General features: G+C 43.9%; 22 protein-coding genes. 6 read left to right on the top strand and 16 right to left on the bottom strand.

Annotated elements, in window-relative coordinates; all coding sequences use genetic code 11:
* Positions 1 to 3: 3 nt before the first annotated feature.
* The 6 genes from FYJ66_RS05565 to allE form a co-directional block, all read right to left on the bottom strand.
* Positions 4 to 204 (bottom strand): hypothetical protein, encoded by a 201-nt coding sequence (locus FYJ66_RS05565; protein WP_154572526.1) that lies wholly within the window; start codon positions 202 to 204, stop codon positions 4 to 6.
* Positions 205 to 214: 10 nt separating this feature from the next.
* Positions 215 to 1,828: an L-lactate permease gene (locus FYJ66_RS05560; protein ID WP_154572525.1), complete on the bottom strand. Its 1,614-nt coding sequence runs from the start codon at positions 1,826 to 1,828 to the stop codon at positions 215 to 217.
* Positions 1,829 to 1,879: 51 nt separating this feature from the next.
* The gene (gene arcC, locus FYJ66_RS05555; protein WP_154572524.1) at positions 1,880 to 2,812 is read right to left on the bottom strand and encodes a carbamate kinase; all 933 of its coding nucleotides are present in this window, start codon (positions 2,810 to 2,812) and stop codon (positions 1,880 to 1,882) included.
* Positions 2,813 to 2,901: 89 nt separating this feature from the next.
* Complete coding sequence (locus FYJ66_RS05550; RefSeq protein ID WP_154572523.1) at positions 2,902 to 5,913, bottom strand: bifunctional FdrA/YlbE family protein; 3,012 nt, start codon at positions 5,911 to 5,913, stop codon at positions 2,902 to 2,904.
* An 18-nt stretch (positions 5,914 to 5,931) separates the two neighbouring features.
* Positions 5,932 to 6,984: an ureidoglycolate dehydrogenase gene (allD, locus tag FYJ66_RS05545; protein WP_338071157.1), complete on the bottom strand. Its 1,053-nt coding sequence runs from the start codon at positions 6,982 to 6,984 to the stop codon at positions 5,932 to 5,934.
* Between the two features lie 102 nt (positions 6,985 to 7,086).
* Positions 7,087 to 7,872 (bottom strand): (S)-ureidoglycine aminohydrolase, encoded by a 786-nt coding sequence (gene allE / locus FYJ66_RS05540; RefSeq protein WP_154572522.1) that lies wholly within the window; start codon positions 7,870 to 7,872, stop codon positions 7,087 to 7,089.
* A gap of 403 nt (positions 7,873 to 8,275) precedes the next feature.
* On the opposite strand from allE, the gene FYJ66_RS05535 reads away from it, so the two are divergent.
* The gene (locus tag FYJ66_RS05535; RefSeq protein ID WP_320593005.1) at positions 8,276 to 9,136 is read left to right on the top strand and encodes an alpha/beta hydrolase; all 861 of its coding nucleotides are present in this window, start codon (positions 8,276 to 8,278) and stop codon (positions 9,134 to 9,136) included.
* Between the two features lie 83 nt (positions 9,137 to 9,219).
* Here FYJ66_RS05535 and FYJ66_RS05530 read toward each other — a convergent pair whose 3' ends face one another.
* From FYJ66_RS05530 to allB (FYJ66_RS05515), 4 genes are all read right to left on the bottom strand, one after another.
* The gene (locus FYJ66_RS05530; protein ID WP_154572521.1) at positions 9,220 to 10,590 is read right to left on the bottom strand and encodes an NCS1 family transporter; all 1,371 of its coding nucleotides are present in this window, start codon (positions 10,588 to 10,590) and stop codon (positions 9,220 to 9,222) included.
* Between the two features lie 28 nt (positions 10,591 to 10,618).
* Positions 10,619 to 12,022: an allantoinase AllB gene (gene allB, locus FYJ66_RS05525; protein ID WP_154572520.1), complete on the bottom strand. Its 1,404-nt coding sequence runs from the start codon at positions 12,020 to 12,022 to the stop codon at positions 10,619 to 10,621.
* A gap of 108 nt (positions 12,023 to 12,130) precedes the next feature.
* Positions 12,131 to 13,492, bottom strand: coding sequence for an NCS1 family transporter (locus FYJ66_RS05520; protein WP_154572519.1), 1,362 nt, complete (start codon positions 13,490 to 13,492; stop codon positions 12,131 to 12,133).
* A 29-nt stretch (positions 13,493 to 13,521) separates the two neighbouring features.
* Positions 13,522 to 14,895 (bottom strand): allantoinase AllB, encoded by a 1,374-nt coding sequence (allB, locus tag FYJ66_RS05515; protein ID WP_154572518.1) that lies wholly within the window; start codon positions 14,893 to 14,895, stop codon positions 13,522 to 13,524.
* 304 nt (positions 14,896 to 15,199) lie between these two features.
* Here allB (FYJ66_RS05515) and FYJ66_RS05510 point away from each other — a divergent pair, with 304 nt between their 5' ends.
* Both FYJ66_RS05510 and FYJ66_RS05505 read left to right on the top strand, forming a co-directional pair.
* Complete coding sequence (locus FYJ66_RS05510) at positions 15,200 to 16,093, top strand: oxamate carbamoyltransferase subunit AllH family protein (protein WP_154572517.1); 894 nt, start codon at positions 15,200 to 15,202, stop codon at positions 16,091 to 16,093.
* A 179-nt stretch (positions 16,094 to 16,272) separates the two neighbouring features.
* Positions 16,273 to 16,800 (top strand): nitroreductase family protein, encoded by a 528-nt coding sequence (locus tag FYJ66_RS05505; protein WP_154572516.1) that lies wholly within the window; start codon positions 16,273 to 16,275, stop codon positions 16,798 to 16,800.
* 195 nt (positions 16,801 to 16,995) lie between these two features.
* On the opposite strand, the gene FYJ66_RS05500 is transcribed toward FYJ66_RS05505, so the two are convergent.
* On the bottom strand, positions 16,996 to 17,946 hold the full coding sequence (locus tag FYJ66_RS05500) for a 2-hydroxyacid dehydrogenase (RefSeq protein ID WP_154572515.1): 951 nt from the start codon (positions 17,944 to 17,946) through the stop codon (positions 16,996 to 16,998).
* Between the two features lie 99 nt (positions 17,947 to 18,045).
* Positions 18,046 to 19,740 (bottom strand): phosphoenolpyruvate carboxykinase (ATP), encoded by a 1,695-nt coding sequence (locus FYJ66_RS05495; protein ID WP_154572514.1) that lies wholly within the window; start codon positions 19,738 to 19,740, stop codon positions 18,046 to 18,048.
* A gap of 220 nt (positions 19,741 to 19,960) precedes the next feature.
* Here FYJ66_RS05495 and FYJ66_RS05490 point away from each other — a divergent pair, with 220 nt between their 5' ends.
* Positions 19,961 to 20,140, top strand: a complete 180-nt coding sequence (locus FYJ66_RS05490; protein ID WP_154572513.1) for a (2Fe-2S)-binding protein — start codon at positions 19,961 to 19,963, stop codon at positions 20,138 to 20,140.
* Between the two features lie 174 nt (positions 20,141 to 20,314).
* Here FYJ66_RS05490 and yneA read toward each other — a convergent pair whose 3' ends face one another.
* Both yneA and FYJ66_RS05475 read right to left on the bottom strand, forming a co-directional pair.
* A complete protein-coding gene (yneA, locus tag FYJ66_RS05485) occupies positions 20,315 to 20,632 on the bottom strand; it encodes a cell division suppressor protein YneA (protein ID WP_154572512.1) in 318 nt (105 codons plus the stop codon).
* A gap of 261 nt (positions 20,633 to 20,893) precedes the next feature.
* A complete protein-coding gene (locus tag FYJ66_RS05475) occupies positions 20,894 to 22,465 on the bottom strand; it encodes a sodium/proline symporter (RefSeq protein WP_154572511.1) in 1,572 nt (523 codons plus the stop codon).
* Between the two features lie 371 nt (positions 22,466 to 22,836).
* Here FYJ66_RS05475 and ybaK point away from each other — a divergent pair, with 371 nt between their 5' ends.
* Complete coding sequence (gene ybaK, locus FYJ66_RS05470) at positions 22,837 to 23,325, top strand: Cys-tRNA(Pro) deacylase (RefSeq protein WP_154572510.1); 489 nt, start codon at positions 22,837 to 22,839, stop codon at positions 23,323 to 23,325.
* A gap of 108 nt (positions 23,326 to 23,433) precedes the next feature.
* Here ybaK and FYJ66_RS05465 read toward each other — a convergent pair whose 3' ends face one another.
* Together FYJ66_RS05465 and FYJ66_RS05460 are read right to left on the bottom strand one after the other, a co-directional pair.
* Entirely contained in the window at positions 23,434 to 24,810 is a 1,377-nt protein-coding gene (locus FYJ66_RS05465) for a sensor domain-containing diguanylate cyclase (RefSeq protein ID WP_154572509.1), read from the bottom strand.
* A gap of 116 nt (positions 24,811 to 24,926) precedes the next feature.
* On the bottom strand, positions 24,927 to 25,616 hold the full coding sequence (locus FYJ66_RS05460; protein WP_154572508.1) for a TMEM175 family protein: 690 nt from the start codon (positions 25,614 to 25,616) through the stop codon (positions 24,927 to 24,929).
* A 238-nt stretch (positions 25,617 to 25,854) separates the two neighbouring features.
* Here FYJ66_RS05460 and FYJ66_RS05455 point away from each other — a divergent pair, with 238 nt between their 5' ends.
* Complete coding sequence (locus tag FYJ66_RS05455; protein ID WP_154572507.1) at positions 25,855 to 26,307, top strand: MarR family winged helix-turn-helix transcriptional regulator; 453 nt, start codon at positions 25,855 to 25,857, stop codon at positions 26,305 to 26,307.
* Positions 26,308 to 26,312 lie beyond the last annotated feature (5 nt).

Raw genomic sequence — 26,312 nt, 5'->3', positions numbered from 1 at the left:
CTCCTACTTATTCTTACGATCAATTATAAATACTTTTACTGGAGAAATTAATACTGCGATAATTACAAGAACCAGTCCCAGGTTCTGAACCATCTCAGAATTCATTTTTATGCCGACTAAAGTGACAACAAAGCTTATCATTGCAATTATAAAACCGATGGTCAGCGCACCAGCTTTAGTTTTCCAGAAATTAGACTTCTCCATACAGCACCTCCTACAGTCCAAACACCATGAACAGGAAAGCTCCGATCAGGATAGTTGCCGGAATTGTAATTGCAAGCATGATTCTGAGAACTTCACCCTCTCTGCCAAGAATGTTGGCAGTAGTAGTTCCAAGAATAATTTTACTTGGGCTGACAGCAGAACCGATAGCTCCGCCGGCAGTCTGAGCACCAAGTACTCCCGGGGCTGAAACATTAAGAAGATTTGCTGTAGTAACCTGGAATCCTCCAAACAAAATGTTTGAGCTCATGTTGCTTGCTGTCATAAATGTTCCAAGGAGTCCTACAAACGGTGCAAGGAGCAGATACTTGCTTCCAAGAACGTTTGCAATTCCCTGTGACAAAACCACGGTCTGGCCTGTTCCTCCCATAATCTTGGACATTATTACCAGTCCAATAACGGCCATTCCGGAAGGCATAGTCATAGCAATTGAGTTTCCAAAAGCGTTCTTGACTCCACCTTCTTTAATCCATCCCTTTTTCTTGTAATAAACAAGGGCGATAATTGCCGCAAGGAAAAGGAACATACTTGCCTGAGTGAAGATAGCAATTGGAGAATAGTTATTGCTGGCTGCATTTACTATACCATATCCTGTACGGGTTTCTGGCACGGTAATTCCAATTTGAATACTGCCAAGAGCGTGGTTGATAGAAGGCACCGCAAGAACAACCAGTGTCATAACTGACAGCAGCAGATATGGCAGGAATGCCTGAAACAGAGACATGTCTTCAGGAACATTACTTTCCTCCTGGATTTCAGTTTTATCCCTGTCCATAATCGGTGACTCATCAATCTTCCACTCTGTATTGTATATCTTCATTCTGCCAAGAAGCATAACAACTACAAGAGCAATAACTGCAGGTATGAAGTTGCTGAGGGTTGTGTTTATCTGGCTGAGAATCAACTCTCCGCCGCCTCCGATGATGCTGATTACAAGGACAGCCGGAAGTCCTCTTTTAACGGCTTTTCCTTTTCCATAGAACCAGCAGATGATGATACCAGTAATAACATCCCATGCCAGAAGGAAAACTGCTGCCCAGAAAGCAGCCTTGAAGTATTCCTCACTGCCCTTGTTCAATCCGGCTGAATCAGCCAGTGCATCCCAGGCTGCTCCCAGTGTTCCAAAAGTATTTCCCCAGGCCTGGCCCAGAAGGGAAATCACAACAGCATATATTGGCTTAACTCCAAGTCCTATAAGAAGTGGAGCAACTACTGCTACTGGAACGCCAAAACCGGTGATTCCCTGAAGGAAGCTTACAAAAACCCAGCCAAGAGCCAGTATGAGAAGAAGCTCATTGGGTATGAGTTTGCTGAGCTCATTCTTTATAACAAGAAAAGCGTTTGCTTCCTCTCCTGCCTGATAAAGCAGTATTGCAGTCCAGATGATCAGAAGAATAACCAGGGAACTCCATACGCCTTTTGCACTCTCTACGGCAACCAGATGGGCTGGTGCCTTATAGAACGTCATGGCAGAAAAAATCGTTACAAGCAAACCAACTGGGGCTGCCTCTGTAGCACCCCAGTGGAACTTGATCATTAATACTATTAATACGATGATAGGTAAAAACGCCATGCCCCACATCGCGAAATTAACAGGTATGTTCATTTCTAAATAACTCCCGTGAATTTTACAGATGATTTAGTGAATTGGCAGGAACTATTTGTGAATGACAGTTCCTGTTTCTCCATTAATTCCTTCTTTAGCCTTCTCAAGGAGGGTGATGAGGGCATTTCTGCCTTCGCCTGACTCTGCAAAGCGGATAGCAGCCTCTACCTTAGGAAGCATTGAACCCTTGGCAAACTGCTCCTCGTCAATATATTTCTTTGCCTGTTCAATAGTCAGATCAGAGAGCCATTCCTGGTTCTCCTTACCAAAGTTAATGGCAACCTTTTCAACAGCTGTGAGGATTACAAGGTAATCTGCTCCCAGCTCTCTGGCCAGAAGGCTGGATGCATTATCCTTGTCAATTACTGCTTCAGCACCTACCAGTTTTCCGCCTTTATCGAACACAGGGATTCCGCCGCCGCCGCAAGTAATAACTACATGACCGGCATCAGCAAGAGTTCTTATGGTTCCCAGCTCACATATTCTGAGAGGCATTGGAGAAGCTACAACCTTACGATATCCTCTTCCTGAGTCCTCTACTACAGAGACGCCTTCTGCAGCCAGCTTATCAGCTTCTTCCTTTGTCATGAAGCTGCCGATTGGCTTAGTTGGATTCTTAAATGCATCATCCTCAGGATCTACTATTGTCTGAGAAATAATTGAAGATACCTTCTTGTCAATACCTCTCTTCTTCAGCTCGTACTTGATGGCGTTCTGAAGGTCGATTGCAATGTAACCCTGAGACATTGCTACGCTTGTAGGCAGAGGAACTCTTCCATATTTAGCATCTGATGCTGTAAGAGCATCCATGGCTTTCTGAATCATTCCCACCTGTGGTCCGTTTCCATGTGTAACGATGAGATCGTGGCCTTCTTCAATCAGATCTACGATTACTTCCGCAGTATGAGCAACTGCCTTTCTCTGCTCATCTACTGTATTGCCAAGTGCGTTTCCACCCAGCGCTATGACAATTTTTTTTGCCATGAAAATATCCCCCTTGATATTCTGTGATAATAGTAACGGCCTGATCTCTCAGGCCGTTAAATTACTTGTTATTTTACCTGTAAACTCCCTTAACCTTCATATCCGAGTTTCTTGGCATAAGCAAGTACAGCCTTTTCAAATGCTTCGATTGGCGGATGTACTGTTCCGGCACCAATCTGTCCGAATCCGGCAATCTTGTGTGCGATACCGGTATTGATTACTGGAGTAATACCCTTTTCAACAACCAGTCTTGCATCAATTCCAAGGCAGGTACCTGTGAAGTTCCAGTTAGGAATAATGTAGTTAGGATTTCTGTCAATGGTAATCTCTGTCATCTCGTTAGATGTGTTCAGAGCGTCCTCATATCCGCCTGCACCTACAAATCTTGTTACAGCAGGAGCAGCGATCATTGCCATTCCGCCTACACCTACAGTCTCTGTAATAGCACTGTCTCCAATATCAGGACAAGCGTCATCACCGTCATAACCTGTGAAGTACAGACCCTGTGGTGTGTTAACAGGTCCTGTGAACCACTCATCGCCCATTCCTGCAATTCTGATACCGAAGTTTACTCCGTTTCTGCACATTGCAGTAACAACAGTACCCTCTGTCAGAGTCCTTGCACCATCCATGATAGACTTGCCAGTAGCCATCATGATGTTCAGGAAGAACTGGTCTGTGTCAGCCAGGAACTTGATAACCTGTGACTTCTCATCCTCTGGCATATCCATATCAGTGATGATTGGAGCCATTTCCTTCAGGAAGCAGAGAGAAGCAGCAATATTTCTCTGGTGGAACTCATCGCCCATGGCAATAGCCTTAGCGATCAGCGGATTAACTCTAAGTCCGCCGTCAATGCTTCTGATGGCTCTTCCCAGAGTTGGTCCAAGAACGTCTCTCATCCATCTCAGTCTGTTTATTACCTCTTCAGAATAAGCACCGAATCTCAGAACTTTTCCGATACCCTCGTTCATCTGGCAGTAAGCGTAGTTTCCATCTGTCTCGTTCTGTACAACGAATACAGGCATGTGCTGAGTTGTAATTCCTCCCATAGGACCTACTGCATTGCAGTGGTGGCATGGAATGAACTTGATTTCGCCGGACTCCAGGAGTTTACGGGCATCTGCCTCATTGTCTGCCCACTCCTCAAACAGAACAGCACCTACGCAAGAGCCCTGAACTGTTGCAGGCATATCCTTATACTCAATTGGCGGACCTGCGTGGAGAATTACTCTGCCATTGTTCTCATTAAGCTGAGGAATTACATCCATAGCAGGAACGTTGTCCTTAAGTACTGGCTGAGCAGCAACTACCTTGGCGATAACCTTGCGGTTTGCCTCGTCAATATCAAAGCCTTCATAGTTTCTCAGGAAACTGAGTGCCTTGATCAGCTCAATGTTTCCGCCTGCAGGTGGCATCCAGTCGTATTGAACCACATCGCATCCGAACTTAGCAGTAACCTCTGCAAAGCTCTTCAGACCAATGTTGATAACCTTTGGCTTGTTGGAAAGCATTGAAAGCAGCTTCTCTGATGGCTCTGCAGGAGTAAAATCTCTTACCTTCTTAGGACGAATCTCCTTTGGCTCCTCTGTGAACTTGTAGCCAACTGCTTCAATTGCAGTTTCAACTGCCAGTTTGTTTGTCTCAGCTACGATAACGCCGGCATCCTGAAGCTTCTTAACGGACTCATCGTATCCCTGATAGTCATTTCTTGTTCCGCATACCTCAGCTACGAAGAAGATCTCTCTGTTCTGCTCAGCAGCCTTCTTCTTGAGGGTCTCAACTGCAGGAATAAGAGCGCCTGCCATGTCGTCGTGAGAACCATATCCCAAAACAACATCAAAGAGAATGACACCTGTGCTTGGATCGTCCATTGCTTCTTCCATGCACTCAACTCTCTTGGTTGGGTCGATCATTGGATGAGGCTTGCCCTGTGTGTACATATCGTCACCCAGGTCGATTACAACATGTCCGTCGTGGTTAAGCTTAAATCCATCTTCGTGAGTGTTGTCTGTGATCTTCAGAGCATCCTTGATCATCATTGCAGCTTCCCCTGCAAGAGTACCGCCGGAATAATAAGCCTTGATTGTCTTCTTATCCTCAGCCTTGAAGAATCTGGATCTGTCACAGTCAACTTTTCCTTCAGGAACCTTCTGACCTCTTACCAGGCTGACTGCAAGTCTTGCGCATTCATCAAGAGTATATGTCTGATACAGGCCTTCCTCATAATACTCAGGCTTCTCACCAAGGAACAGGCATACAACAGGCTTGCTATAAACGCTCAGTCTTGCAGCAATTCTGTCTCTTACGTCCTTTGCCGGTGGTTTGGAGATAACTACCAGAACCTTCACAGTCTGGTCTTTCTCCATAGCGTCAATGACATCCATCATTGTAGTTCCGCCAACCTCCTCGGAAAGGTCACGTCCACCAGTACCAATGGCGTTTGTAACACCCTCTCCAAGTCTGTCTATGATTGTTGTCAGCTCCTGGATTCCTGTGCCAGATGCACCAATGATGCCAATAGGACCAGGATTTACTGTATTTGTGAATGCAATCGGAACACTCTGGATGATTCCAGTACCGCAGTCAGGACCCATTACAACAAGTCCCTTCTCGTGAGCCTTATCCTTGATCTTTTTCTCATCCTCAATAGTTACATTGTCAGAGAACATGAATACGTTCATGCCCTCATCCAGTGCTCTATCTGCCTCAAGAGCAGCATAAGCTCCAGGGATGGAAATAACTGCCAGGTTTGCATCTGGCATCTGGTTCAGTGCCTGCTCCCAGCTCTTTGCTGACTTGTTTCCTTCGCTCTTCTTGTTTGCGTTAGCTTCTTTTGCGAAGTACTCGTCAACTTTATCCATAAGAGCATCAAGAACGCTGTCATCGTCTACATCTGCAACGACTACCATGTCATTTGCTGTAGCGTTCATCAGTTCCTCTGTCTCAAGTCCGCTCTGCTTAAAAATATCCTTGTTAGCAGGTGTTGCCATCATGATGGAAACCTTCTTGACACCTTCGACTGTAGAAACAGCGTTGGTGAGAAGCATCAGGGTAACTGAATCATGGTAGCTTCCGGCTTTTACAATTGTCTTCAGCATTTAATTTCTCCCTTGTAATTAGTCAGCAAATCTGTTCTTGTGATCGTATCTGTTGAAGTGAACTGCATCGCCCTTCAGGTACTCAACCAGCTCGTCTGCAACATCAAGGCCGCCAGTTGCATATGCCTTCTCCATTCTTGCCTTAGCTCTCTCGCCAGGATAGTTAACCTTGTCGAATCCAGGAGCCGGCTTCATTGCATCAAGTTCATCCAGGCACTGTGACATTGCAGCCTTGAATGCATCTGCACCAACGAATCTGTCAGGATCCATTACAATGTGCATCTGACCCAGTCTTCTGCCTTCAGAAAGGTCATGATACATTGAGCTTACATGTCCGCCGAATGGAACTCCCAGGAGAATTCCGGAGAATACATCTACAAGCATCATCAGGCCGTATCCCTTTGCACCTGCTATAGGATTAAGGGCGTTAACCTTGTGAGGATCAGTTACAGGAGCACCATTCTCATCAACTGCCCAGTCTGCAGGGATTTCCTGATGCTTTGATCTCTTGTCAAGAATCTTGCCCCAGGCCTGAACTGTTGTAGCCATATCGAAGACTACCTTTCTGTCGTCAGCTGATGGAGCTGAGAAAGAAATAGGGTTTGTGCCGTAATATGGCTCAGCGCCGCCATAAGGAACTGCCATTGGATCTGACTGGCAGAAGGAAATTGCAAGAAGTCCCTCATCTGCTGCCATTTCTGTATAATAACCGATAGATCCGGAATGTGACAGATTAGCCATACCAACAACTGCTACTCCGTTTTTCTTAGCCATCTCAATGGCCTTTTCCATTCCCTTCTTAGCAACACTGAATCCGATACCATTGTCACCATCAAGGATTCCGGAGCACGGGCCAGTTTCCTTCCATGTCATCTTCGGCTCTACAGTAATACCACCCTTTGCGATTCTCTCACTGTAGTACTCAACTCTTACAGCACCGTGGGAGTAATATCCTCTTTCATGAGCCCATGTAAGAATCTCTGATGTAGTCTCTGCATCATCCTCGTGCAGACCAGCCTGCATAAGCTTGTTCTTCATCAGGCCCTTAAGCTCTTCTCTTGATAATTTCACTTAATATACCTCCGCAAATTCGCAGTTAATGAAATTTTCTTAAAAAACAGGTCCGCATCCCTGACACGAACCTGTTCAAACAATGTCTCTTATTGTTAAAACCTACAGCTCAACGTCTCTGTTGCAATCCTTTGAGTAGATGTAGATGAAGTCCTCAGTTCCTACGCCGTAGCAAGCCTGTGGAACATAGGAGTCCATGAATACATAGTCACCCTTCTGAAGTGGAATCCACTCATCGTCCAGTCTGTACATTCCCTTGCCCTGCAGGAAGTACATTCCGTGCTCCTGGATATGTGTTTCGATGTATCCGTGGCAAGCACCTGGGTTGAACTTCAGGATGTGCATGTTCATATCGAATCCCAGATCCTTAGCTGAAGGCAGGAAATCCTTGCTCTGGCAGTTTGTCATTCCCTCATAATCCATCCACTCAACGTCATTGATGTTTCCAACAACTGTGTGAGCTGAAAGACCGTCGATAGCTGCATATCTCTTTCTGTAGATATAAACGAAAGCATCTTTGTCGCTCTTGTTCTCGAAGCAGAAAGGCTTATCAGCTGGTGTATAGATGTAACCGCCCTCTTTAAGTGTTGCTTCCTCGTCAGCATTCTTTACTGTCAGCTCTCCGCTGATAACATACAGGAATGCCTCGATTCCGTCTCCACCGATCTTGTTGTTCTTTCCACCTGGATGAACGGTTGAAATGTAATCAGCGAACTTTGCACCCATCTCAGGAGATCCGAGAATTGTTGTATCGCAGTTCTCATATCCTGGAATAGCGTTCTTTACAAGGCCGTCTGGTTCAAGAATTACGAAATTGTCCTTCTTATAAACAGATCTTGTGTCCAGCAGTGTCTTTCTGTAACCAGTATTATTGTTCAAATAGCTCATGAAGTTTACCTCTCTTCCCTATGCCATTAAATTAATAACTACGTCAAGAAAAATGATTAATACTTTTCAACCAATTTTCAGTTTGTATTTAACCACCTTTCAACCAATTTTTCAAGGCTATTTTTTTAATTTCAATGCATTTATATTGTATTAATATTAAGCCAAAACCATCTTAGAAAATTTTTTAACATTATTATATAATTTCATAGAAAGTTTGGCTGGAAACGGGATATTTCAATTGAATTAGACAAACTTCCTGTATTCCCGCCCATTTTGCACAAAGAATAATGAATATCTTTTAGAAATTAAAATATTCTTTTTTTATGCATGGAGTGCGGGAAGAAGAATTGTGAAAAAATTATTGCATTAAAATTTTAACATACTAGATTGCGAGGTAAGGAAAGTGAACACTAAAATTATTCCGGTTATAAGTGAAGGATATAAAACAGGAGCTGATGCAGATTCCAGAAATTTTATTTTCTATACTCCTGATTCTGGTAATATAGAGGCCCTTATTGTCTACATCCACGGTGGTGGACTCTTATATGGAACACCTGGAGATCTGCCGGAAATGCACCTGCAGAAACTTACCGGCCATGGATATGCCATACTTGCCATCGACTATCCCCTGGCACCTCAGGCGAAGATGGATTTAATACTGGAAGATGTCATAGATTCCATTAACAAAGCCTATGAAATATCCGGAACAGACAAAAGCGTTCCCCTTTTCCTCTGGGGACGTTCGGCAGGAGCCTACCTCGTTCTTCTGGCATCTTCCAGCAATAAACTGACGGTAAGCCTGAACGGAATAATTTCGTATTACGGTTATGGTTTTCTGAACGACGGATGGTATGATGCAAAAAGCTCTTTCTACTGCCAGCTGCCAGCTGTACCTGAAGACCTCACAAAGATAACTGAAGAAAAGATTGTATACAGCGGATCCCTGGATGAATATTACAGCACCTATGTATATGCAAGACAAACGGGTAAATGGAAGGATCTGATCTATGAAGGCAGGGATAAATACTTTTTCCTTTACTACACTCTGCGCGCCGTTGATCAGCTTCCTGCCCCCGTATTTGCAGCCCACAGCTCAGGTGACACAGACGTGCCATACAGTGAATTCATCGCCTTTTCCAATAAATACAGGCCTGAAAAATTCATAGTTTCCATTCCTGAGCACGATTTTGACAGGAACACAGACAATCCGGAAACAGCAGAGCTGCTGGACAGAACTTCTTTATTTATCGAGAAGCATTTGTAAAACGAAAAAAGCAGGGGCCAGGCCCCTGCTTTTTACTTGGAAATCATTACTCATTCCACTATTCATATTCCGGAAATGAAATACTACTTCTCAAGTGTAGTTCCCTTTCTGAAATTCTCACATGATTTCATGTTCTTCATCAACAGGTAGTAAACAACACCAGTTGGAATAGTTGCAGTGAAGAAGGACAGGTTTACGTTTACCAGTCCGATAATGCATCCAACAATAGTAGCAATAATTGCTGCCATGTTGACACCCTTCTTGGAACCTTCAGGATCATACAGATCATCCAGCTGCTCCTTTGTGAAATGTCTCTTATGCAGAATGAAGAAATCTACAATAAGAATTGCAAAGATTGGAGCGAAGAATGCAGAGTAAATCTTTACGAACAGTGAAAGTCCTGCTGCAGATTTGTCGTTTGTAAGAATCCATGGGCATGTAGCAACAGCAAGAACTCCGATGAGAACTACTGCTGTCTTGTGCTTCATCTTGAAAACGTCCATGAATACATATGCAGGCGGAATTACGTTACTTGCCAGGTTTGTTGACAGCTGTGCAAAGATGATGAATGCCAGTGTTACAACCAGTACTACCTTGTTATCTACCATCTCGGCAAATGCGTTAATAGGGTTTGCAATTCCAGTTGCTGTTGATGCCATTGCACCAATAACTCCCAGCATTACAGTTGCAGGAACCATTGCCATGAAGTATGAGAAGCCACGTACAGGAGCGCTGTAGCCCTTCTTCATCTCACGGGAGTAGTCAGAAGCATTCAGCATTACTGTTGTAGAGTTACCGAAGAAAGCGATTATAGATGCAACAAAAGGAAGTCCCCATGTGCCTGTTTTGTGCATCAGGTTTGCAGAAATAACATCCCACTGAGTTGTTACGCAGATGTAAAGGAGATAGAACATTGCGATTACAATAACTGTGCCGCCGATGTTTCCTACCCATTTTGCACCCTTGAATCCCTTGATTGACAGAAGAATCTGAACAACCTGGAAAAGAATGAAGAACAGCCAGATGTTGTCATAGTGAAAGAGGAGCTTTGAAATGTTGTTGATTGCAGCTCCACCCAGCCATGTCTGGTAGCCATACCATACGATTGCAGGAAGACCTCTGATCATTGATGGAAGAATGTTACCCTTTGTTCCGTAAGCACTCTTCAGATGGATTGAATAAGGTGCACCAGTTGTGTAACCGAACTGGTCGTTCATTGCTATACCAACTACAAGAATAGTTGATCCGATCAGTACCGCCAGGAACAGCTGAAGAAGGTTAAGGCCTGTCTCAAGCTGTGCAGAACCCATTGCCAGGGTTCCGATGGAAATACATCCACCAAGCCAGAGCATGGTGTTTGAGCCCCAGCTCATAGTACGTTTTTCCCAAGGAATTGGCCTAATGCTTTCACCCTCTGATGCAGGGGTGTTCACGTTTTTGTTTTCTGTGCTCATTAATTGTTCTCCTTAGTTTAAATACCTGTTATTTTACAGGTGTTACATACTCTCCGTAGCCCTTTGCATCTTCCAGATACATTCCGTCCTTTGCAACAACGCGGCCGCGAATAACAGTGCATGTCGGGGCTCCTTTTCCTTCAAGACCATCGAAGCATGTTACATGGCCCTTTGTAAAGAGCTTCTCCTGCTCAACCTTCCAGGATTTTTCAGGATCGAGGATAACAGCGTCAGCATCGAAACCGATTTCGAAGGCACCCTTCTGTCCGTAGAATCCGAAGATCTTTGCAGGGTTGTAGTCCATAACCTTTGCAATGAGACTTGGGCTCAACTTCTTCTGGTGCACTACCATATCGAACATCATTGGCAGGAAGAACTGAATTGCATTAAGGCCACCCCATGCCTGCCAGATATCTCTTGTTTCGTTATCCTTCTCTTCGTCAGCAGCTGGAGAATGGTCGCTGCCTACGCAGGAAAGTGTTCCATCAAGAACGTAGTCCCAGAGCTTTTCCATATCCTCTTTAGTTCTCATTGGAGGAGTGCACTTAGCAGGTGCTCCCTTCTCGAAAACGAAATCCTCTGTGAATCCAAGATAGTGAGGACAGGTCTCAGCTGTAATAGGAAGACCTTCGTGCTGTGCATCCTTAACAACCTGAGCAACCATCGGATGGCTTACATGGCAGATGTGGACTCTTCCGCCTGTTGCTCTTGCCATGTCGATAACATTTTTAGTAGCCACATACTCAGTCCATACATCGTGAGAGTCCAGGAAGGCTCTGATCTTCTCTTCTCTGGACATGTCAGTCTTTGCCTTTGCCTTCTTTTCTCTTTCAAGAACCTGGCCGTACTCCTCACAGTGGAATCCGCAAAGTGCGTTATAAGGCTTGAGAATCTCAAGTGCTTCACGGACATTTCCCATATTTACTGTAGGGAACAAAGGCCCATTTGGACAAGTGAACCCCTTGAATGCAGCAACGCCAGCCTTCTCCAGATCAATCAAGTCTGCCAGGTTGTTGTGTACTGAATCAGGATCGTCATCAAAGTCTCCGACGATTCCGCCCCAGAGTCCGAAATCAACATAAGAATGTTTGCTGATCTTGCCCATCTTAAGGTCAAAAATTTCTTTGTTCATCAGAGATGGATCGTTGTTGAGAGGCATGTCGATCAGCGTTGTGCATCCGGCTACTGCAGCTGCCCTTGATCCTGTCTCAAAATCCTCTCTGTACTCGAATCCAGGCTCGTTCAGATGTGCGTGGCAGTCGATGATTCCCGGGAAAACCAGATTTCCTTCAGCATCGATTACTTCCTTTGCCTCAGCGTCTGATCCAGGTGCCAGGAATGCAGCGTACTTGCCATCCTGTACAGCAATATCTGCAGCATAGATTCTGTCAGGTGTAACTAATTTGCCGTTCTTGATAATTAGATCATACATATCTAATCCTCCATATTGCTTTTAAGGTGCAGAGAGCCGGATTCGCAGCTCTCTGCAGGATAGAAAATTTATTTTACCGGTTAAAATGCATTAAATCCGGTCAGCAGACTACTCTTCGAAAATAGTTCCTTTTCTGAAGTTTTCAGCAGCAGGCATCTTCTTCATGAGTATGTAGTAAACCAGGCCTGTAGGTATGAGGCTCACATACCATGAAAGGTCTACAACGAATACAGATACCAGTGCTCCAACTGTGATGGCAATAATTGCTGCCCAGTTGACTCCCTTGAATGGGCCTGTCTTATCATAAAGTGTATTAACATCAAGGGTGCTCTTGCGGAGGAAGTAGTAGTCCACAACCATTACAGCAAAGATAGGTCCCAGGAATGCGGAATAGATCTTTGTGAACATTGAAAGGCCAGCTGCAGAATCTGCTGTAACCAGCTTCCAAGGCATTACACATACTGAAAGCACTCCAACCAGAACGGTAGCGTGAGACCACTTCATCTTGAAGGACTCCATCAGCACATATGCAGGAGGAACGATATTGTTCAGTACGTTTGTTGTAACCTGAGCAAATGCAATGAACAGCAGTGTTACTACAGTCAGGAACTTACTTCCCATTGTTGTTGAGAATACAACTACAGGGTCGGAATTACCTGTAGCTGCCGTTACCAGAAGTCCGATAAGTCCCATGAACAGTGTTACAGGAAGGATAGCAATTGTGTAAATAGAACCTGTCTTTACTGGTCCGATGTTCTCCTTAAGGTTTCTGGAATAGTCGGAAGCGTTGATAATCATTGTGGAATAAATTCCCAGGAATGATGTGGTGGCTGCCCAGAAAGGCATTCCCCATGTACCCTTTACATCTGCAAAGGAAGCGCTGATGTCCACAGCGAACTTTGTTTTTACTACATACAACATGTATGCAAGAATTACTACGATGAACACGCATGAGAAATTCTCAAGCCACTTGATTCCGTGGAAACCCTTGATTGCCAGTGCAACCTGAAGGATGGTGAACAGTCCGAAGATCAGCGGAAGATTGTCAAATCCCCACAGAATCTTGAAGCAGCTGTTTATGGCTCCTGCACCTACCCATGACTGGAAACCGAACCATACAATGGCCGGCACACCTCTCAGCACGCCAGGAACTTTTACACCTGTAACACCGAAGCTTGATCTAAGCTGAACTACATATGGCATTCCATACTTATGGCCGGCATTGCCGATGAGCACCAGGGCAACAGCGATTACAAGGCATCCGATGGCCATGGCCAGGACCGCCTGAGGGATTGTGAGCACACCTATAAGTGCTGATCCCATGGAGAAAGTACCGATTGATACACAGCCTCCAAGGAATGATGCTGTGTAAGAAAGGGATCCCATGATTCTTTCTTTAGTAGGCTGAAGATCTGCATCAACACCTGCAGAAAGCTTCGGATCCAGGACTTTGTTGTCTACAATACTCATTTATTGTTTCTCCTTGATAATAGTAATTATTAAAACAATCTCTTAACCAGCTGGCCTGTTCCCTTCTGTCCAACCAGCTTGCCATTCTCTGCCATGAGCTCTCCTCTTACAAAAGTTGCAACAGGCAGGCCTTTGCCCTTCATGCCAACGAATGCTGAAATCTTGTTTACGTAATACAGGGAATCAGATGTGATCTCCCACCCCTTGTCAGGATCTATGATGATCAGGTCAGCATCGAATCCAACCTTAATGTCGCCCTTCTTTCCGTAAATATGGAAAGCTTCAGCAGGCAGCTTAGCCCATGCGTTAGCCAGAACTGTGGGATCAACGCCGCGCTTTACAACGCCCTCGGAATAGATGGCCTGAACACAGCTCTGGATTCCGCTGATTCCTCCCCATACATCAAATACGTTCTCAATCTTCTGTCCGAGAATTTCGCTGTACTTCTCCTCGTATGAGCAAGGAGAGTGGTCAGATGCCAGTCCAGAGAAGACTCCTGCCTCAACGTACTCCCACATAGCTTCAACGTCATCATGAGTTCTGAGAGGAGGTGCACACTTGAACAGAGGACCGTTCTCCAGTACATCGTCTTCAGTAAATGCCAGGTAGTGACCGCAGGTCTCAGCAGAAACTTCATATCCGTCCAGCTGTGCCTCATATACCTTCTCTGCTGCTGCAGGATGGCTTACGTGGCAAATGTGAGCACGGCAGTCCAGTTCCTTGGCGATTTCGATTACAGCCTCTGTTGCCACAACCTCGGAAGCTGGTGTTCTTGAATCCAGGAATCCCCTCCAGTTGAGATTTCCTGCTTCTTTCTGAGCCTTCTCACCTTCCTTGATCATTGCAAAATCTTCGCAGTGGAATCCGGCCATTCCGCCAAACTCCTTGATGATCTTCATTGCCTGGTAAGCCTGTCCGTATGTTAGCGGTGAATAGTCAGGCGATACAGGTCCGAGGAAAGACTTAAATGCGATTACACCTCTTTCGTCAAGGCCCTTCAGTTGATCGAAATTAGATGGAACAAGTCCGCCCCAAAATGCAAAATCAGAATATGCATTAGGCTGAACTTTTGCCAGCTTGGCATCGAAGATCTCTGGTGTTGTGAGAGCCGGCTCGTTCTGGAGAGGCATATCAATAACTGTTGTGTATCCTCCTACAACAGCTGCAGCCGTTCCATGCTCGTAGTCTTCCCTCCACTCATACCCCGGATCATTCAGGTGAGCGTGAGTGTCAATTGCTCCAGGGAAAACTTCCTTTCCTGCTGCGTCAATTACTTTTACAGCTTCAGGCTCGTCACCCCAGGACAGAATGGCAGCAATCTTGCCGTCTTTGACAGCAACATTTGCTTCCTGAACAAGCTCAGGCGTTACAACCCGGCCGTTCTTAATCAGTAAATCATACATAGCTACCCTCCCCTGTGACCATAGCAAGTCACATGTGCAGAAGTAAAATAATTCTGATGAAGCTTTGTTATGGCAATCCACCTTTAGAAAAGTGGTCAACCAATTTTAGTGTCTCTTCATGGGTTCAATAATACCATTACCAAGTAGCAATCTTCAATATAACTTGATGAATTTAAAATTGTTTTTTTGTATTATATTTTACGGCATAAAATGTGAGTTGATAAAGGTATTTGTCCCTATATATAATGTATCCGATAGGCTTTGTTATATTACAACAATTATTTAAAAGAAGTGAGGCTCGGCTATGATAAAAGTTCAACAAACTTCGTTATTTGTTTTGAATAAATTGAACGAAATAACCAGAACAGGCACTTCCCCGGACAATCATTTCTTCGTCCACTCCGCCTACGAAAGAACCATAAACCTCATGATTGACGGGCAGCTTATAGCCTTGCAAGTTAAGGGCTCCCCTGTTTCACCCATAAGCGTCATACTTCCATTAAACTCAACTGAAATCCGTGATCTTGATGCACACGAAGGTCAGGAGATAGTCCTTGAAGAAAACAACATTGTTATAGGAAAAACAACTATCACCTTTGATGCTTCTACGGCTGTGTACGACGGGTATTTAAATAAGTACAATTTCAATGCTGATATAAAACATCTCATAAAATCTATAATCGAAAAAGCACACCGGGGCGGATTTTCTTTTTTGACCGATCCTGCAAAAGCCCCCGATGACCTGGTACTGTCATATGTAAAGCAAAAGCTCAAAGCAGTCATAACTTATATTCATTGTGGCAGAACCGAGGCTGCAGCTGAAGCCATTTCCTCCCTCATTGGAGTGGGAACAGGGCTGACCCCCAGCGGTGACGACTTTATTACTGGTATGCTCTCTGCATTTTCTGCTTTTCCAGAGGCTTTTAATCAGGACATTGTTGAACAAATACGAAATTCCCTCAGCCTGAATTTACAGAACACCAATGAAATAAGCATGGCTTTTATTAAATGTGCTCTTGATAATCAATTCAGTGTTCCAGTCATATCACTGTACCAATGGCTGTGCTCTGAAAATGGATCACCGGAAGCCCGAAAATCTCAGTCAGATAAGATTCTCCAGTCTTTCCTGGCAATAGGACACTCCTCAGGCATAGATACCCTTACAGGAATCTGGTGGGCCCTTGAAAATCTGCTATGATATAGACATGGGGCAGAAATTTTGAAAAATGTGTTTTGACCACCATCAGTCTTGAAAATATTGGTATGGAATTGGATTTTTTTGGAAATTTTTCAACCAGTTTTTAGCAATCGTGGTACAATAGGGCCGTAAGGAAAGGACTTACTAAAACAAATCATAAAACGAAAGGAAGTATTGAGATGAGTGTACTGAATGCTATGCAGAATCGTCGCAGCGTACGTAAATACAATAATCAGCCGGTTACAGATGAAGAACTGAACAATGTACTGTCAGCAGCCCTGCTGGCTCCTAACGGCAAGGGCCTCAGACCTTGGGAGTTCGTGGTAGTAAGAGACCAGAATACTCTTAAGGATCTTGTTGACTGCCGCAAGGGAGGCGCAAAGATGCTTGAAACTGCAAATGTTGCTGTTGCAGTTTATTCCGACTCAAGCAAGACTGACACTTATATTGAAGACAGTTCTATTGCAATGAGCTACATGCTTCTGGCTGCAGCAGATCAGGGCCTGGGTGGTGTATGGCTCCAGCTCCGTCTCCGTCCTTCTAACCAGGAGGGAGTAAGTGCAGAGGAATTTGTAAATTCAAAGCTCAACGCACCTGAAAACATGAAGGTAGAAGCACTTCTGGTTCTCGGCCATGTAGATGAGCAGCCAGAGGCAAAGGCTATGCCTGTATTCCCATGCGATAAGGTCCACAAAGAGCAGTGGTAAGCTGATTCCTTATAGTCAATATTGAATTAAAAACTTTAAAAAACAAAAATCCGCATTCAGGTCTGGGGACCCGGTGCGGATTTTCATTTGCAATTTAATAATTTATTTTGGAGCAATTCATAGAAATCTCTATAAAAAACTTCCGTAGATTGCTGGAGATTGCTGGTGATTCCAGCAACTTAACAGGCTGAATTCCTACAGCATTTTCCTGATCTGCTTACCTTCCATCCATGATATTACGTTCTCAAAGACCATGTCAGCACGTCTGTCAATGGACTCTCTTGTATCGAAGCCCACATGTGGAGTGCATACAAGGTTTGGTGCTCCCAAAAGCGGATGATCTGCAGGCAGCGGTGGATCTTTCTCGAATACATCAACTCCTGCTTTGATTCTGCCTTCTCTCAAGGCCTTTGCAAGAGCTTCTGTTTCAATAACCGGACCTCTTGATGTGTTGATTATAATGGCGCCCTCTTTCATAGCTGCGATTTCATCTTTTCCTATGAGTCCCTTAGTCTGGTTTGTCAGAGGAGTATGAACAGAAATAATATCAGCCTTAGCCATTACATCATGAAGTGGCATATATTCAAGGCCCAGTGCCTTAGCAGCAGTCTTCTCACTTCTGCTGTATCCGATAAGCTTGCATCCGAAAGCCTTGAAAATAGCCGCAGTTCTCAGGCCGATAGCCCCGGTTCCTATTATTCCTACAGTCTTTCCAGCCAGCTCATGACCTGCAAGATTTCCTTTACCCTTACCTGCCTGAACAGCTGCATTGCACTCTGTAATATTTCTCAGGCAGTCCAGTGTCAGTCCAATAGCAAGTTCTGCAACAGCATCGTCACAATATCCACCAGTATTGGAAATCAGAACCCCCTTCTCCTTACATGCCTCAACGTCAACGTGATCAATACCAACAAAAGCAACTGAAACAAGTTTCAAGTTCTTATCAGCCCTGATTACTTCTCCCGGCAGAGGATGATTTGCTATTATCAGCACTTCTGCATCTTCTGCTCTTTTTATCATTTCTTCTGTATTAGTAGTTACACTATCATATGCCTTAAAGGTATGACCTTTATCAGTAAGAGTGGCTGACAGCTTATCCAGGGTTTCCTTGGAAATGCCCAGCGGCTCCATCAAAACAATCTTCATTGCTTGTCCCTCCTCTTAGTATATATGTTTAAATCGTTGCCATTATAGCACAGTTTAGATTTTATGATTAATAACCGGGCTCCTTATTTCTGCCGGATATTATTCTTCCTCAATAAAGCTCAGGAGATCCTGTGCCGCTCTGTCCAGACCTTCGCTGTTCTCCGGATCCACTCCCAGATGAGTAAACACTTCACCAACGAAGACCCCATTAGCCTTCAGACAGTTAAACACCTGGTCAATGATTCCTCCACACAGATCCTGCTGCTGCATAGGTCCAAATGGATTTGCAAAGAATGTCTTAGAAAGTCCCTGTTCCTGAGTTGTGCCCTTAGCCATTCTCTTGCCTTCGATGAAAATGCCCTTTGCTTCCTCCAGGTCCTCAATCCTGCGAAGTCCGAATCCATCGCCGTAGTTATTGGCATAAGCGAAGAGATCCACCTTGTGGTTGGAGGTAACAACAGAGTATGGTGCTGCCGGTGTAATAACGCGGGCATTTGGCCTGTCCGGGTTGAAAAAGATTGAACGGTTCATGTCACGGTACGGAGTGCCCGGATCCAGGTCATCCAGCCGTACAAATGCACCAATCTCTGTGCCTTTCGCATAAACCTGACCGTTCTCGATATGGAAAGTTCCCATATCGTCAAACACAACCTCGATATTTTTGATCTTGTCGTTTCCAAGGTTCTTCAGAGTCTCAATAGTCTCTGATTTACCAGCCCCGGAATCTCCCATAAGACAGATTCCCTTGCTCCTGTCATCATTAAGTGTAATGTTAACAAAGGCTCCGTGAATAGGCAGCCACCCCTTGGCCATCATGGCCACATTGTGGAGAGTCAGCACAGTCTTCTTCATGTAACCGAAGTAATCAATTTTTTCATTATATGTAACACTTCCTACCCACAGATCCATGTCATCATCGTGGTAGAAAGTACATTTGTTCAAACCATCATCGTTGCCAAAAATGAGAATGCAGTCAGGCTTGCCTACAGTTTCCTTCTTTGTAGCCAGTTCAAACAGGTTTGCACAGGATACCCCGCTGGACATGAAGTCTCTGTGGAAATAGATGAAAATCATCAGATCTCCCACCTTAGCAGGGAAACAGAAATAATCCTCAGAATTACCCTTGAAAGAATAGATAGGATTTGTTTCAACCTCCTCAAATGCCCATTCACGTTTGTTTGACTTAGGATGAAGGATCATTGGTGTACGCAGCATAACGGCGTCAATGAACATTACCTTACGCAATGCATCGTAATTATCTCCAAGTGTAAAAGAATCATTGCGGTACAGTGCCAGGCCTGCGTTTGTTCCTGCAGGCTGCTGACGATAGATCTTATTCGCCCTTCCCATTAATGTCTGCTCTATGCGCCTGAATGTGGAAAGTACAAGATTGTTATAGTGATCATCAGCCGTTACAAAGAATGTAGACTGGGCATCTCTGCGGCGGTCTGTAGTAATAGAATAACGTTCGTGAGTTTTCCAGAAATCGTAACAGCGCTCAACGAATTCCAGGGCTGTTTCAGGATCATAAGTAAACTGAACATTAATCTCTTTATAATCGAATACAATTAAAGCACGGGCAAACCGGCTGAGAGCATCTATGGCTTTCTTCTCCGACATACCTGCCCTGGCCCAGTCGTAGAGCTTTCTGTTCTTCGCTGCAAGATATTGCATATACTGTTCGAGAAAACGGCGGAACTCCCTTGATTTCAACAGATCCGTCTTTGTTTCTGGATACGTTAGGTCAAAATTCATGATGACCTCATTGTCGTTAAAGTACATTTTCTCTTTCATGATAGTCTCCAGTTATTTATTCCAACACAATCGTACCAAAGCTTCTTATTTTTTATAGCTCTAAACATAAACATACCTATAATATGGTAGTTGATTACAAAATATAATTCAACCTCTTTTTAGCATTTTTAACACCTTCACTATATCTTCTAATAGTAAGCCATATGCTAAAATACATCTAACTAATTTGATCAAGTTTATAAAACAAGGGGGATTATTAATGAAAGACAAATTGATATGCGGCTGCGTAAGTGTTTACAAATCAGATATTGAAAAAGCTGTACAGGAAGGTGCCCGTACTTTTAACGATATACAGAAAATAACGGGAGCAGGAACAAGCTGTGGCAACTGCCGTCCCCTGGTAGAAAAAATTATACGGGAAACCCTGAACCAGAAGTAAAGTAATTTGTACAAGTAAAGCCTTGCATGGATGCAGCATGCAAGGCTCAGGAGCAACGCCGACCCTTGAGAGCAACCACTCTGCCGGCTGTATATTTGGAAAGTATTTCTGAAATATGTAACTTAGATGGGATTTGTCAGAAATACATGGTTGCAGGTCATTTAATCTTCGCGTTTACTGTACCGGAACGAAGATTGTATCCCCTGCCTGGATATCTCCCGGCTGGATATCGTTGATCTCGCATATTTCCTTTACAGTTGTGCGAACATCCTGATTACTGCTGCTATATTCTGATGCAATCTCCCAGAGAGTCTCTCCTTGAGATACCTGCACCTGTCTGTATGTGTCCGCAGTGGAGGCGTCTGATTCAACACCGGAAAAGGCACTGAAAACTATCATAATAAAGAGGATAACCGCTGTCATTACGAGAACAGTATTTCTAATGCTCTTATGGCTCTTATTCCTTGCTATTGCTGTGTTTGCTGCCTTCATTATAATCACCTCTCCGTGCAGTTTACGAATATTTGTTCAGAATGTATGTTCAGAACGTTTGTTCTTTTGATATGTGAATTATAGAAGACCTTGCTGACCATGTCAACAATTTTTTGAAACATTTGTTCGTATTTTTCTCTGTATCATTTCCGGGCAATTTGAAAGATGAAGGATTTTGAGACACAACAGAAAAACCGTCAGTGGATTAAACCACCGACGGTTTTTCTGTAATTTGAAGGACTGGAAAATTTAGTTAATAAGCTATTTTTCTACATTTGCGATATCTTCAGCAATGCTGATGCCGCTCTTTCTTACTGCCATAACTTCATCGAACTTCTTGGCAACTTCTTCATCAGGTCCACCTGTAGCAAGGCTTACGATGATGATTACGATAAGTCCAAATACGAAGGATGGAAGCAGTTCGTAGATTCCGAATACACCGCCCAGAGGAGCGATGAGGAACTTCCATACGAAGATCATTATTCCTCCGGAGAGCACGCCTGCAACCGCACCTTTGAGATTAGTTTTTCTCCAGAACAGTGAGCAGAGCATAAGAGGTCCGAAGGATGCGCCGAATCCGGCCCATGCGAAGGATACGATACGGAAGATTGAGCTGTCTGGGTTCCATGCGAAGATGCATCCCAGAATGGTGATACCAAGCACTGTGATTCTAGCAATGAGAATACCCTTCTTTGCCGGCATATCCTTATAGAAAAATCTGTGGACCAGGTTTTCGGATACACTGGATGAAGCTGCCAGCATCTGTCCGCTTGCTGTGGACATGGTTGATGCCAGAATTCCGGAGAGGATCAGACCGCCGATAATAGCAGCAAATGGGTTAATCTTGCTTATAGTATCAGCAATGTAAACGATGATTCTTTCTGGGTCAAAATTTGACATTCCCAGGTATCCCTCGTTCTTTGCTACTGCATATCCGAGAACACCGATGAGAACGGCTACGCCCATGGAAATTACTACCCATGTGCTGGCAATACGACGGGAAACCTTAATCTTCTTGTCGTCTGCTATAGCCATGAAACGAAGAAGAATGTGAGGCATTCCGCAATATCCAAGACCCCATGCAAAGTTTGAAATGATTGTAAGCGGAGTGTATGATCCGTCAGGTGCATTGAGGTTATAATATCCAGGAACGATTTTGTTTGGAGCATTGATAGCATCGTGCCATCCACCTCCGGTGCTTATGCAGAACCAGAGAACAACTGCCAGAGCAATGGTCATAATAATTGACTGAACAAAATCTGTGAATGAAGAAGCAAGGAAGCCGCCGAGAATTGTATAAAGAGCAATTACAAGGGCTCCGATGATCATTACTACGTGATAATCAACACCGAACAATGTATTGAACAGTTTTCCTACAGAAGCAAATCCTGATGCTGTGTAAGGAACGAAGAAAATCACTATGATGATAGCACTGATTGCCAGCAGTACACCTTTCTTCTCTCCGTAACGATTTGAGAAAAAGTCAGGAATAGTATTGGCTTCAATGTGCTCAGAATAGATTCTAAGAGGTTTTGCAACAATCAGCCAGTTGAGATATGTACCAACTGCCAGTCCTGCTGCAGTCCAGAATGCCTCTGCAAATGTTCCGCCTCCGCCAATTACTCCGAAGAGAGCAACACCAGGAAGTCCCATAAGCAGCCAGCTGCTCATGTCTGAAGCTTCAGCACTCATTGCTGTGACGAAAGGTCCCAGCTGACGTCCACCCAGATAAAAAACGTCGGTCGATTTGTTTTTCTTAGATACGCTGACACCAATCGCGATCATACCGACCATGTAAACCACGATTGTCCCAACTACTAGAACAATATTCATAATACTCCTTTCGGTCACTTTGCATGAGAGAGAAACCTTAAGTGACAACGCAAAGTGACAATTCACTTGTGAATTAGTATAGTCACTTTGATACAGTTCGTCAAGGAGTTATCAAATAAATATGTCATTTTTGTGAAGAAATATTTTTAAAATGAACTATTTGCTTGTTTATTGTTGTCACTTTGGTCGGAAATTGAAACGAGATTATTTTAACGTTGCTGCTTATAAATAAATTATTGCTAATAAAAGCTCCTGGTGATAACCTCTATCTTGTGCTCTATATATAATGACGATATGAAATTTTTCATAGATATTTCTTCCCCGGGAAAAAACCGGGAGAGAGAAATCTTTTTGAAAGGAAATAATATTACATGAAGAAACATAAAATAGAAAAGACCAACGCTATGCGCATGTTGGACCAGTCAAATATTCCTTATGAAACTGGTGAGTATGAATATGATGAATCAGATCTTTCCGGGGATCATGTAGCTGACTATCTGGGCATATCAAAAGAAGAGATATTCAAAACCCTGGTAACCAGGGGAAATGACAATGAGCTCTATGTGTTTGTTGTACCAGTTAGCGGGGAACTGGACCTGAAAAAGGCCGCTGCGGCTGCAGGAGTAAAGAAGGTTGAGATGATTCACGTGAAGGAAATTTTCAACCTTACCGGATATTTGCGGGGAGGCTGTTCACCTATTGGAATGAAGAAACAGTATCCCACCTTTATTGACGAAACCGCCATACTTTTCGATAAGATATACATTTCCGGCGGAAAGCGCGGACTTCAGATCATAATAGATCCACAGGTGCTGGCAGATTTTACAGGTGCAAAGCTGGTGGACATTGGAAAAGAATAACAGATCAGGCGTAGTTGCCGGGCCGGCCTCAGAGGCCGGTTTTTCTGTTATATCCGTTCAAGTGTTTAAATCAATTAGTTGTCACAAAACATGCCTTAACTAAATACTTCAGTAATTTTTTCTTCTCCTGTCCACGCCCTCTTTTTGGTAAAATCTTCTCTTTGCTTCATACATTTCCCGGTCTGCCACGCGAAGGACCTCTTCTATTCTGTTGCTGTTTGGGCACCAGCAGGCCCCGAAAGAAAATCTGTATGGATTGCTTTCCTGCAGTTCTGTATTAAGTTTTCCAAGCCGTGCTTCGAAATCCTCTTCTCCCACCTCAGGCATGATAACCACAAACTCGTCTCCTCCTGCCCGGTACACGTTTCCCCTTCCGAAATGAAAGGCCAGCTTATCTGCTGAACAACACAGTGCCTGGTCTCCGGCTTCATGCCCTTTCGTATCGTTAATATGCTTCAAATTGTTCACATCTGCATAGATAATACCTGTTGCGACGTTCTTACTCTCAAGAGCATTTATCTCTTCTATCATGGCATTGCGGTTGTGGACTCCTGTCAGGATATCCATGTGGCTCATCCGGTTAAGGTCCTCCATCAGCCTGTGATTGACGATTTTTGCTCCTACGAAGTAAGAGATTGAATTAAGTACGGCTTGTGTATTGATCAGCTCATTTTCCTTATAATTATCTGCTCCCAGGTAGCCAATGAGCTTTCCGCTGTTGTAAAACGGGGCGGCAGCAATGCATCTGATTCCCTGCCGTTTCAAGTTCTCATAATCAGCAAAATCATCAGCCTTCAGATTTTCTATGTTCTCAATGACCACGCTGGAACTGTCTGTCATGTACTTTTCCCATCCGCGTAGATAATCATTGTAATCCAGATGCTGTAACGTCTGGATCTCAGGTTCAACTCCCCGGGCACACCACTCAAAGGTATTGCTTGCAGTATAACCATCTGTCTCCAGTACATAGAGGCGGTCTGGATGGATGTACCTGCTCAGTTCCTCCAGGGCGTGATTCATGCTTGTTTCAAATTCTTCATCGTTATTAAGAATCTTCGTGATCCCCATTATGATATTGTCAGTTTTTTTCTGACGCTTCGTCTTCCTTACAGAATCGTCAACATTGTTAAATATGAAAGCAACAGCATCTTTTATTGACGCAGGCCCCACTGTAAAATCAAGCCAGTGCTTCGTTTCTTCCGAATAAAAACATGAATGAACTGGTTCCTTCCTCACCAGTGCTTCATGACAATATGCGAACCACACATCGCCCTCCGGGTATATATCCAGAAAATAATGGTGAGTCAGTTCTTCCCTGCTGTATCCGGCCATCTGGCAATAGGCCTGGTTGACATATAGGTAGATCGCATTCACCACTTTCCTGTGGCTAGCGTCATAAACCGGCTGAAAGACAGCAAAAGGCACTGGAATATCTTTATAGAAATCCGGTTCGGATAAGTTTTTCTGAATTGTTTCTGCTATCATAATTTCTCTCAGATTTATTCCTTAGAGCATCCCCGTTAGCTCCCTCCTGACTAGATTCTGAAAACAGTTTAACACTTCCAATATCTAACTGCAAAAGGCCTTACATAAGGAAAGTCTCAATCCCTTCGATGCTTTTTCTTCCTCATGTTCTTCACTATGAAACTTGAGATTTTCGGACCCGGGGCGAAAAATGATATTATCGGCAACGCAAGATAGAGATAGAAAGCAAGACGCGGCCGGTAAACTGCAATGGCAATAAGAACTGCATTTATCAAAATGACAATTATAAAGTTCGTAAGCATAGCCCGGACAAAATACGCCCTGTAAGCCTTAAAATGTGTACGGTGCCCGCAGAACATTATGACGTGCATCATAACTGTAGAAATCATATATACCACGCCGTAGTTTATTACCGCCAGGCTGGACCTGTTGCTGATAATCCATTTTGTAGTAACGGGAATCAGAGACAGGACGGCCAGGAAAACAAAGTCTGATATGATCACCCAGTGGTCGGCTTTATCGAAGGTGAGAAACTCCCTGTGAAGTCCGTACCAGAAGTTGGCAACCACAAAGAAACTTACAAGAAACACGAATATGCTTCGAATAAACATCTGATAAGACACATTTGCAGAAGGTACCGGGATTTCCAGTACCATAATGGTAATGAGAATGGCCAGAATTCCATCGTTGAAAGTCTCCAGGTGGTTTTTCGTCTTCAGAGGCATTTCACTCCGTGCCCTGTCCATTCTCTTTGCGACGTCTTCTTTTGAATAAATCTCTTTAATATCCTCTTTTATGATCTTCATGATTCCATTTTTTTCAAATCTAAAATAACTCCGGATTGTGACAGTATGGTTTATTTTAACATGAACATCATCCAATGTATTACATTATCCCATCCCAAAGTTACCCTCCGGCTCTTGACAAAAGTCCGATTTCGGACTATCCTGTTATCAGTAAAGTCCGATTTCGGACTTTAAACTTAGAACGATCCGATAATTTCTGCACGTTCCACCAGAGAATACATATAAAGGCCATAAAGATATGACACAGAATAACAACACTGCACTTCAAAGATTCAACAGAATATGGGATAAGGTTAACGCCGACTTTCACAAGGCCAGCGGAAGAATGGGACTGGCAGACAGTGAGCTCACCATACTCTACATGCTCTGCGACTATCAACGTCCATTCACTCAAAGTGAGATTATACAGCTTACAGGACTTAGCAAGCAGACCGTGAACTCATCTGTCAGACGCATGGAAAAAGCAGGATGGCTGGTACTGGGAGAGCGGTCCAGCCGTCAGAGACAGATGACGCTTACAGACAAGGGACAAAACATAGCCCGGGAAAAAATATTTCCCTTCATGAAACTGGAGTCAGGCATTTTCGACCAGTGGACTGAAGATGAACGGGAGACCTTTCTAATGCTCATGGAGCGCTATGAAAGGTCTTTAAACGAGATAACAGAGCAGATTGATAACACCAGGAGATGACCATG

The sequence above is a fragment of the Allobaileyella intestinalis genome (assembly GCF_009695865.1).
Taxonomy (GTDB): domain Bacteria; phylum Bacillota; class Clostridia; order Peptostreptococcales; family Anaerovoracaceae; genus Allobaileyella; species Allobaileyella intestinalis.
Note: the sequence above shows the minus strand (reverse complement) of the source record. Positions and strands in the feature narration are given on the sequence as shown.

Excerpts from the sequence above, each read along its gene's own strand:
- FYJ66_RS05565 (WP_154572526.1), bottom strand. The coding sequence starts at position 204 with ATGGAGAAGTCTAATTTCTGGAAAACTAAAGCTGGTGCGCTGACCATC.
- FYJ66_RS05560 (WP_154572525.1), bottom strand. The coding sequence starts at position 1,828 with ATGAACATACCTGTTAATTTCGCGATGTGGGGCATGGCGTTTTTACCT.
- arcC (WP_154572524.1), bottom strand. The coding sequence starts at position 2,812 with ATGGCAAAAAAAATTGTCATAGCGCTGGGTGGAAACGCACTTGGCAAT.
- FYJ66_RS05550 (WP_154572523.1), bottom strand. The coding sequence starts at position 5,913 with ATGCTGAAGACAATTGTAAAAGCCGGAAGCTACCATGATTCAGTTACC.
- allE (WP_154572522.1), bottom strand. The coding sequence starts at position 7,872 with ATGAGCTATTTGAACAATAATACTGGTTACAGAAAGACACTGCTGGAC.
- FYJ66_RS05530 (WP_154572521.1), bottom strand. The coding sequence starts at position 10,590 with ATGAGCACAGAAAACAAAAACGTGAACACCCCTGCATCAGAGGGTGAA.
- allB (WP_154572520.1), bottom strand. The coding sequence starts at position 12,022 with ATGTATGATCTAATTATCAAGAACGGCAAATTAGTTACACCTGACAGA.
- FYJ66_RS05520 (WP_154572519.1), bottom strand. The coding sequence starts at position 13,492 with ATGAGTATTGTAGACAACAAAGTCCTGGATCCGAAGCTTTCTGCAGGT.
- allB (WP_154572518.1), bottom strand. The coding sequence starts at position 14,895 with ATGTATGATTTACTGATTAAGAACGGCCGGGTTGTAACGCCTGAGCTT.
- FYJ66_RS05510 (WP_154572517.1), top strand. The coding sequence starts at position 15,200 with ATGATAAAAGTTCAACAAACTTCGTTATTTGTTTTGAATAAATTGAAC.
- FYJ66_RS05505 (WP_154572516.1), top strand. The coding sequence starts at position 16,273 with ATGAGTGTACTGAATGCTATGCAGAATCGTCGCAGCGTACGTAAATAC.
- FYJ66_RS05500 (WP_154572515.1), bottom strand. The coding sequence starts at position 17,946 with ATGAAGATTGTTTTGATGGAGCCGCTGGGCATTTCCAAGGAAACCCTG.
- FYJ66_RS05495 (WP_154572514.1), bottom strand. The coding sequence starts at position 19,740 with ATGAAAGAGAAAATGTACTTTAACGACAATGAGGTCATCATGAATTTT.
- FYJ66_RS05490 (WP_154572513.1), top strand. The coding sequence starts at position 19,961 with ATGAAAGACAAATTGATATGCGGCTGCGTAAGTGTTTACAAATCAGAT.
- yneA (WP_154572512.1), bottom strand. The coding sequence starts at position 20,632 with ATGAAGGCAGCAAACACAGCAATAGCAAGGAATAAGAGCCATAAGAGC.
- FYJ66_RS05475 (WP_154572511.1), bottom strand. The coding sequence starts at position 22,465 with ATGAATATTGTTCTAGTAGTTGGGACAATCGTGGTTTACATGGTCGGT.
- ybaK (WP_154572510.1), top strand. The coding sequence starts at position 22,837 with ATGAAGAAACATAAAATAGAAAAGACCAACGCTATGCGCATGTTGGAC.
- FYJ66_RS05465 (WP_154572509.1), bottom strand. The coding sequence starts at position 24,810 with ATGATAGCAGAAACAATTCAGAAAAACTTATCCGAACCGGATTTCTAT.
- FYJ66_RS05460 (WP_154572508.1), bottom strand. The coding sequence starts at position 25,616 with ATGAAGATCATAAAAGAGGATATTAAAGAGATTTATTCAAAAGAAGAC.
- FYJ66_RS05455 (WP_154572507.1), top strand. The coding sequence starts at position 25,855 with ATGACACAGAATAACAACACTGCACTTCAAAGATTCAACAGAATATGG.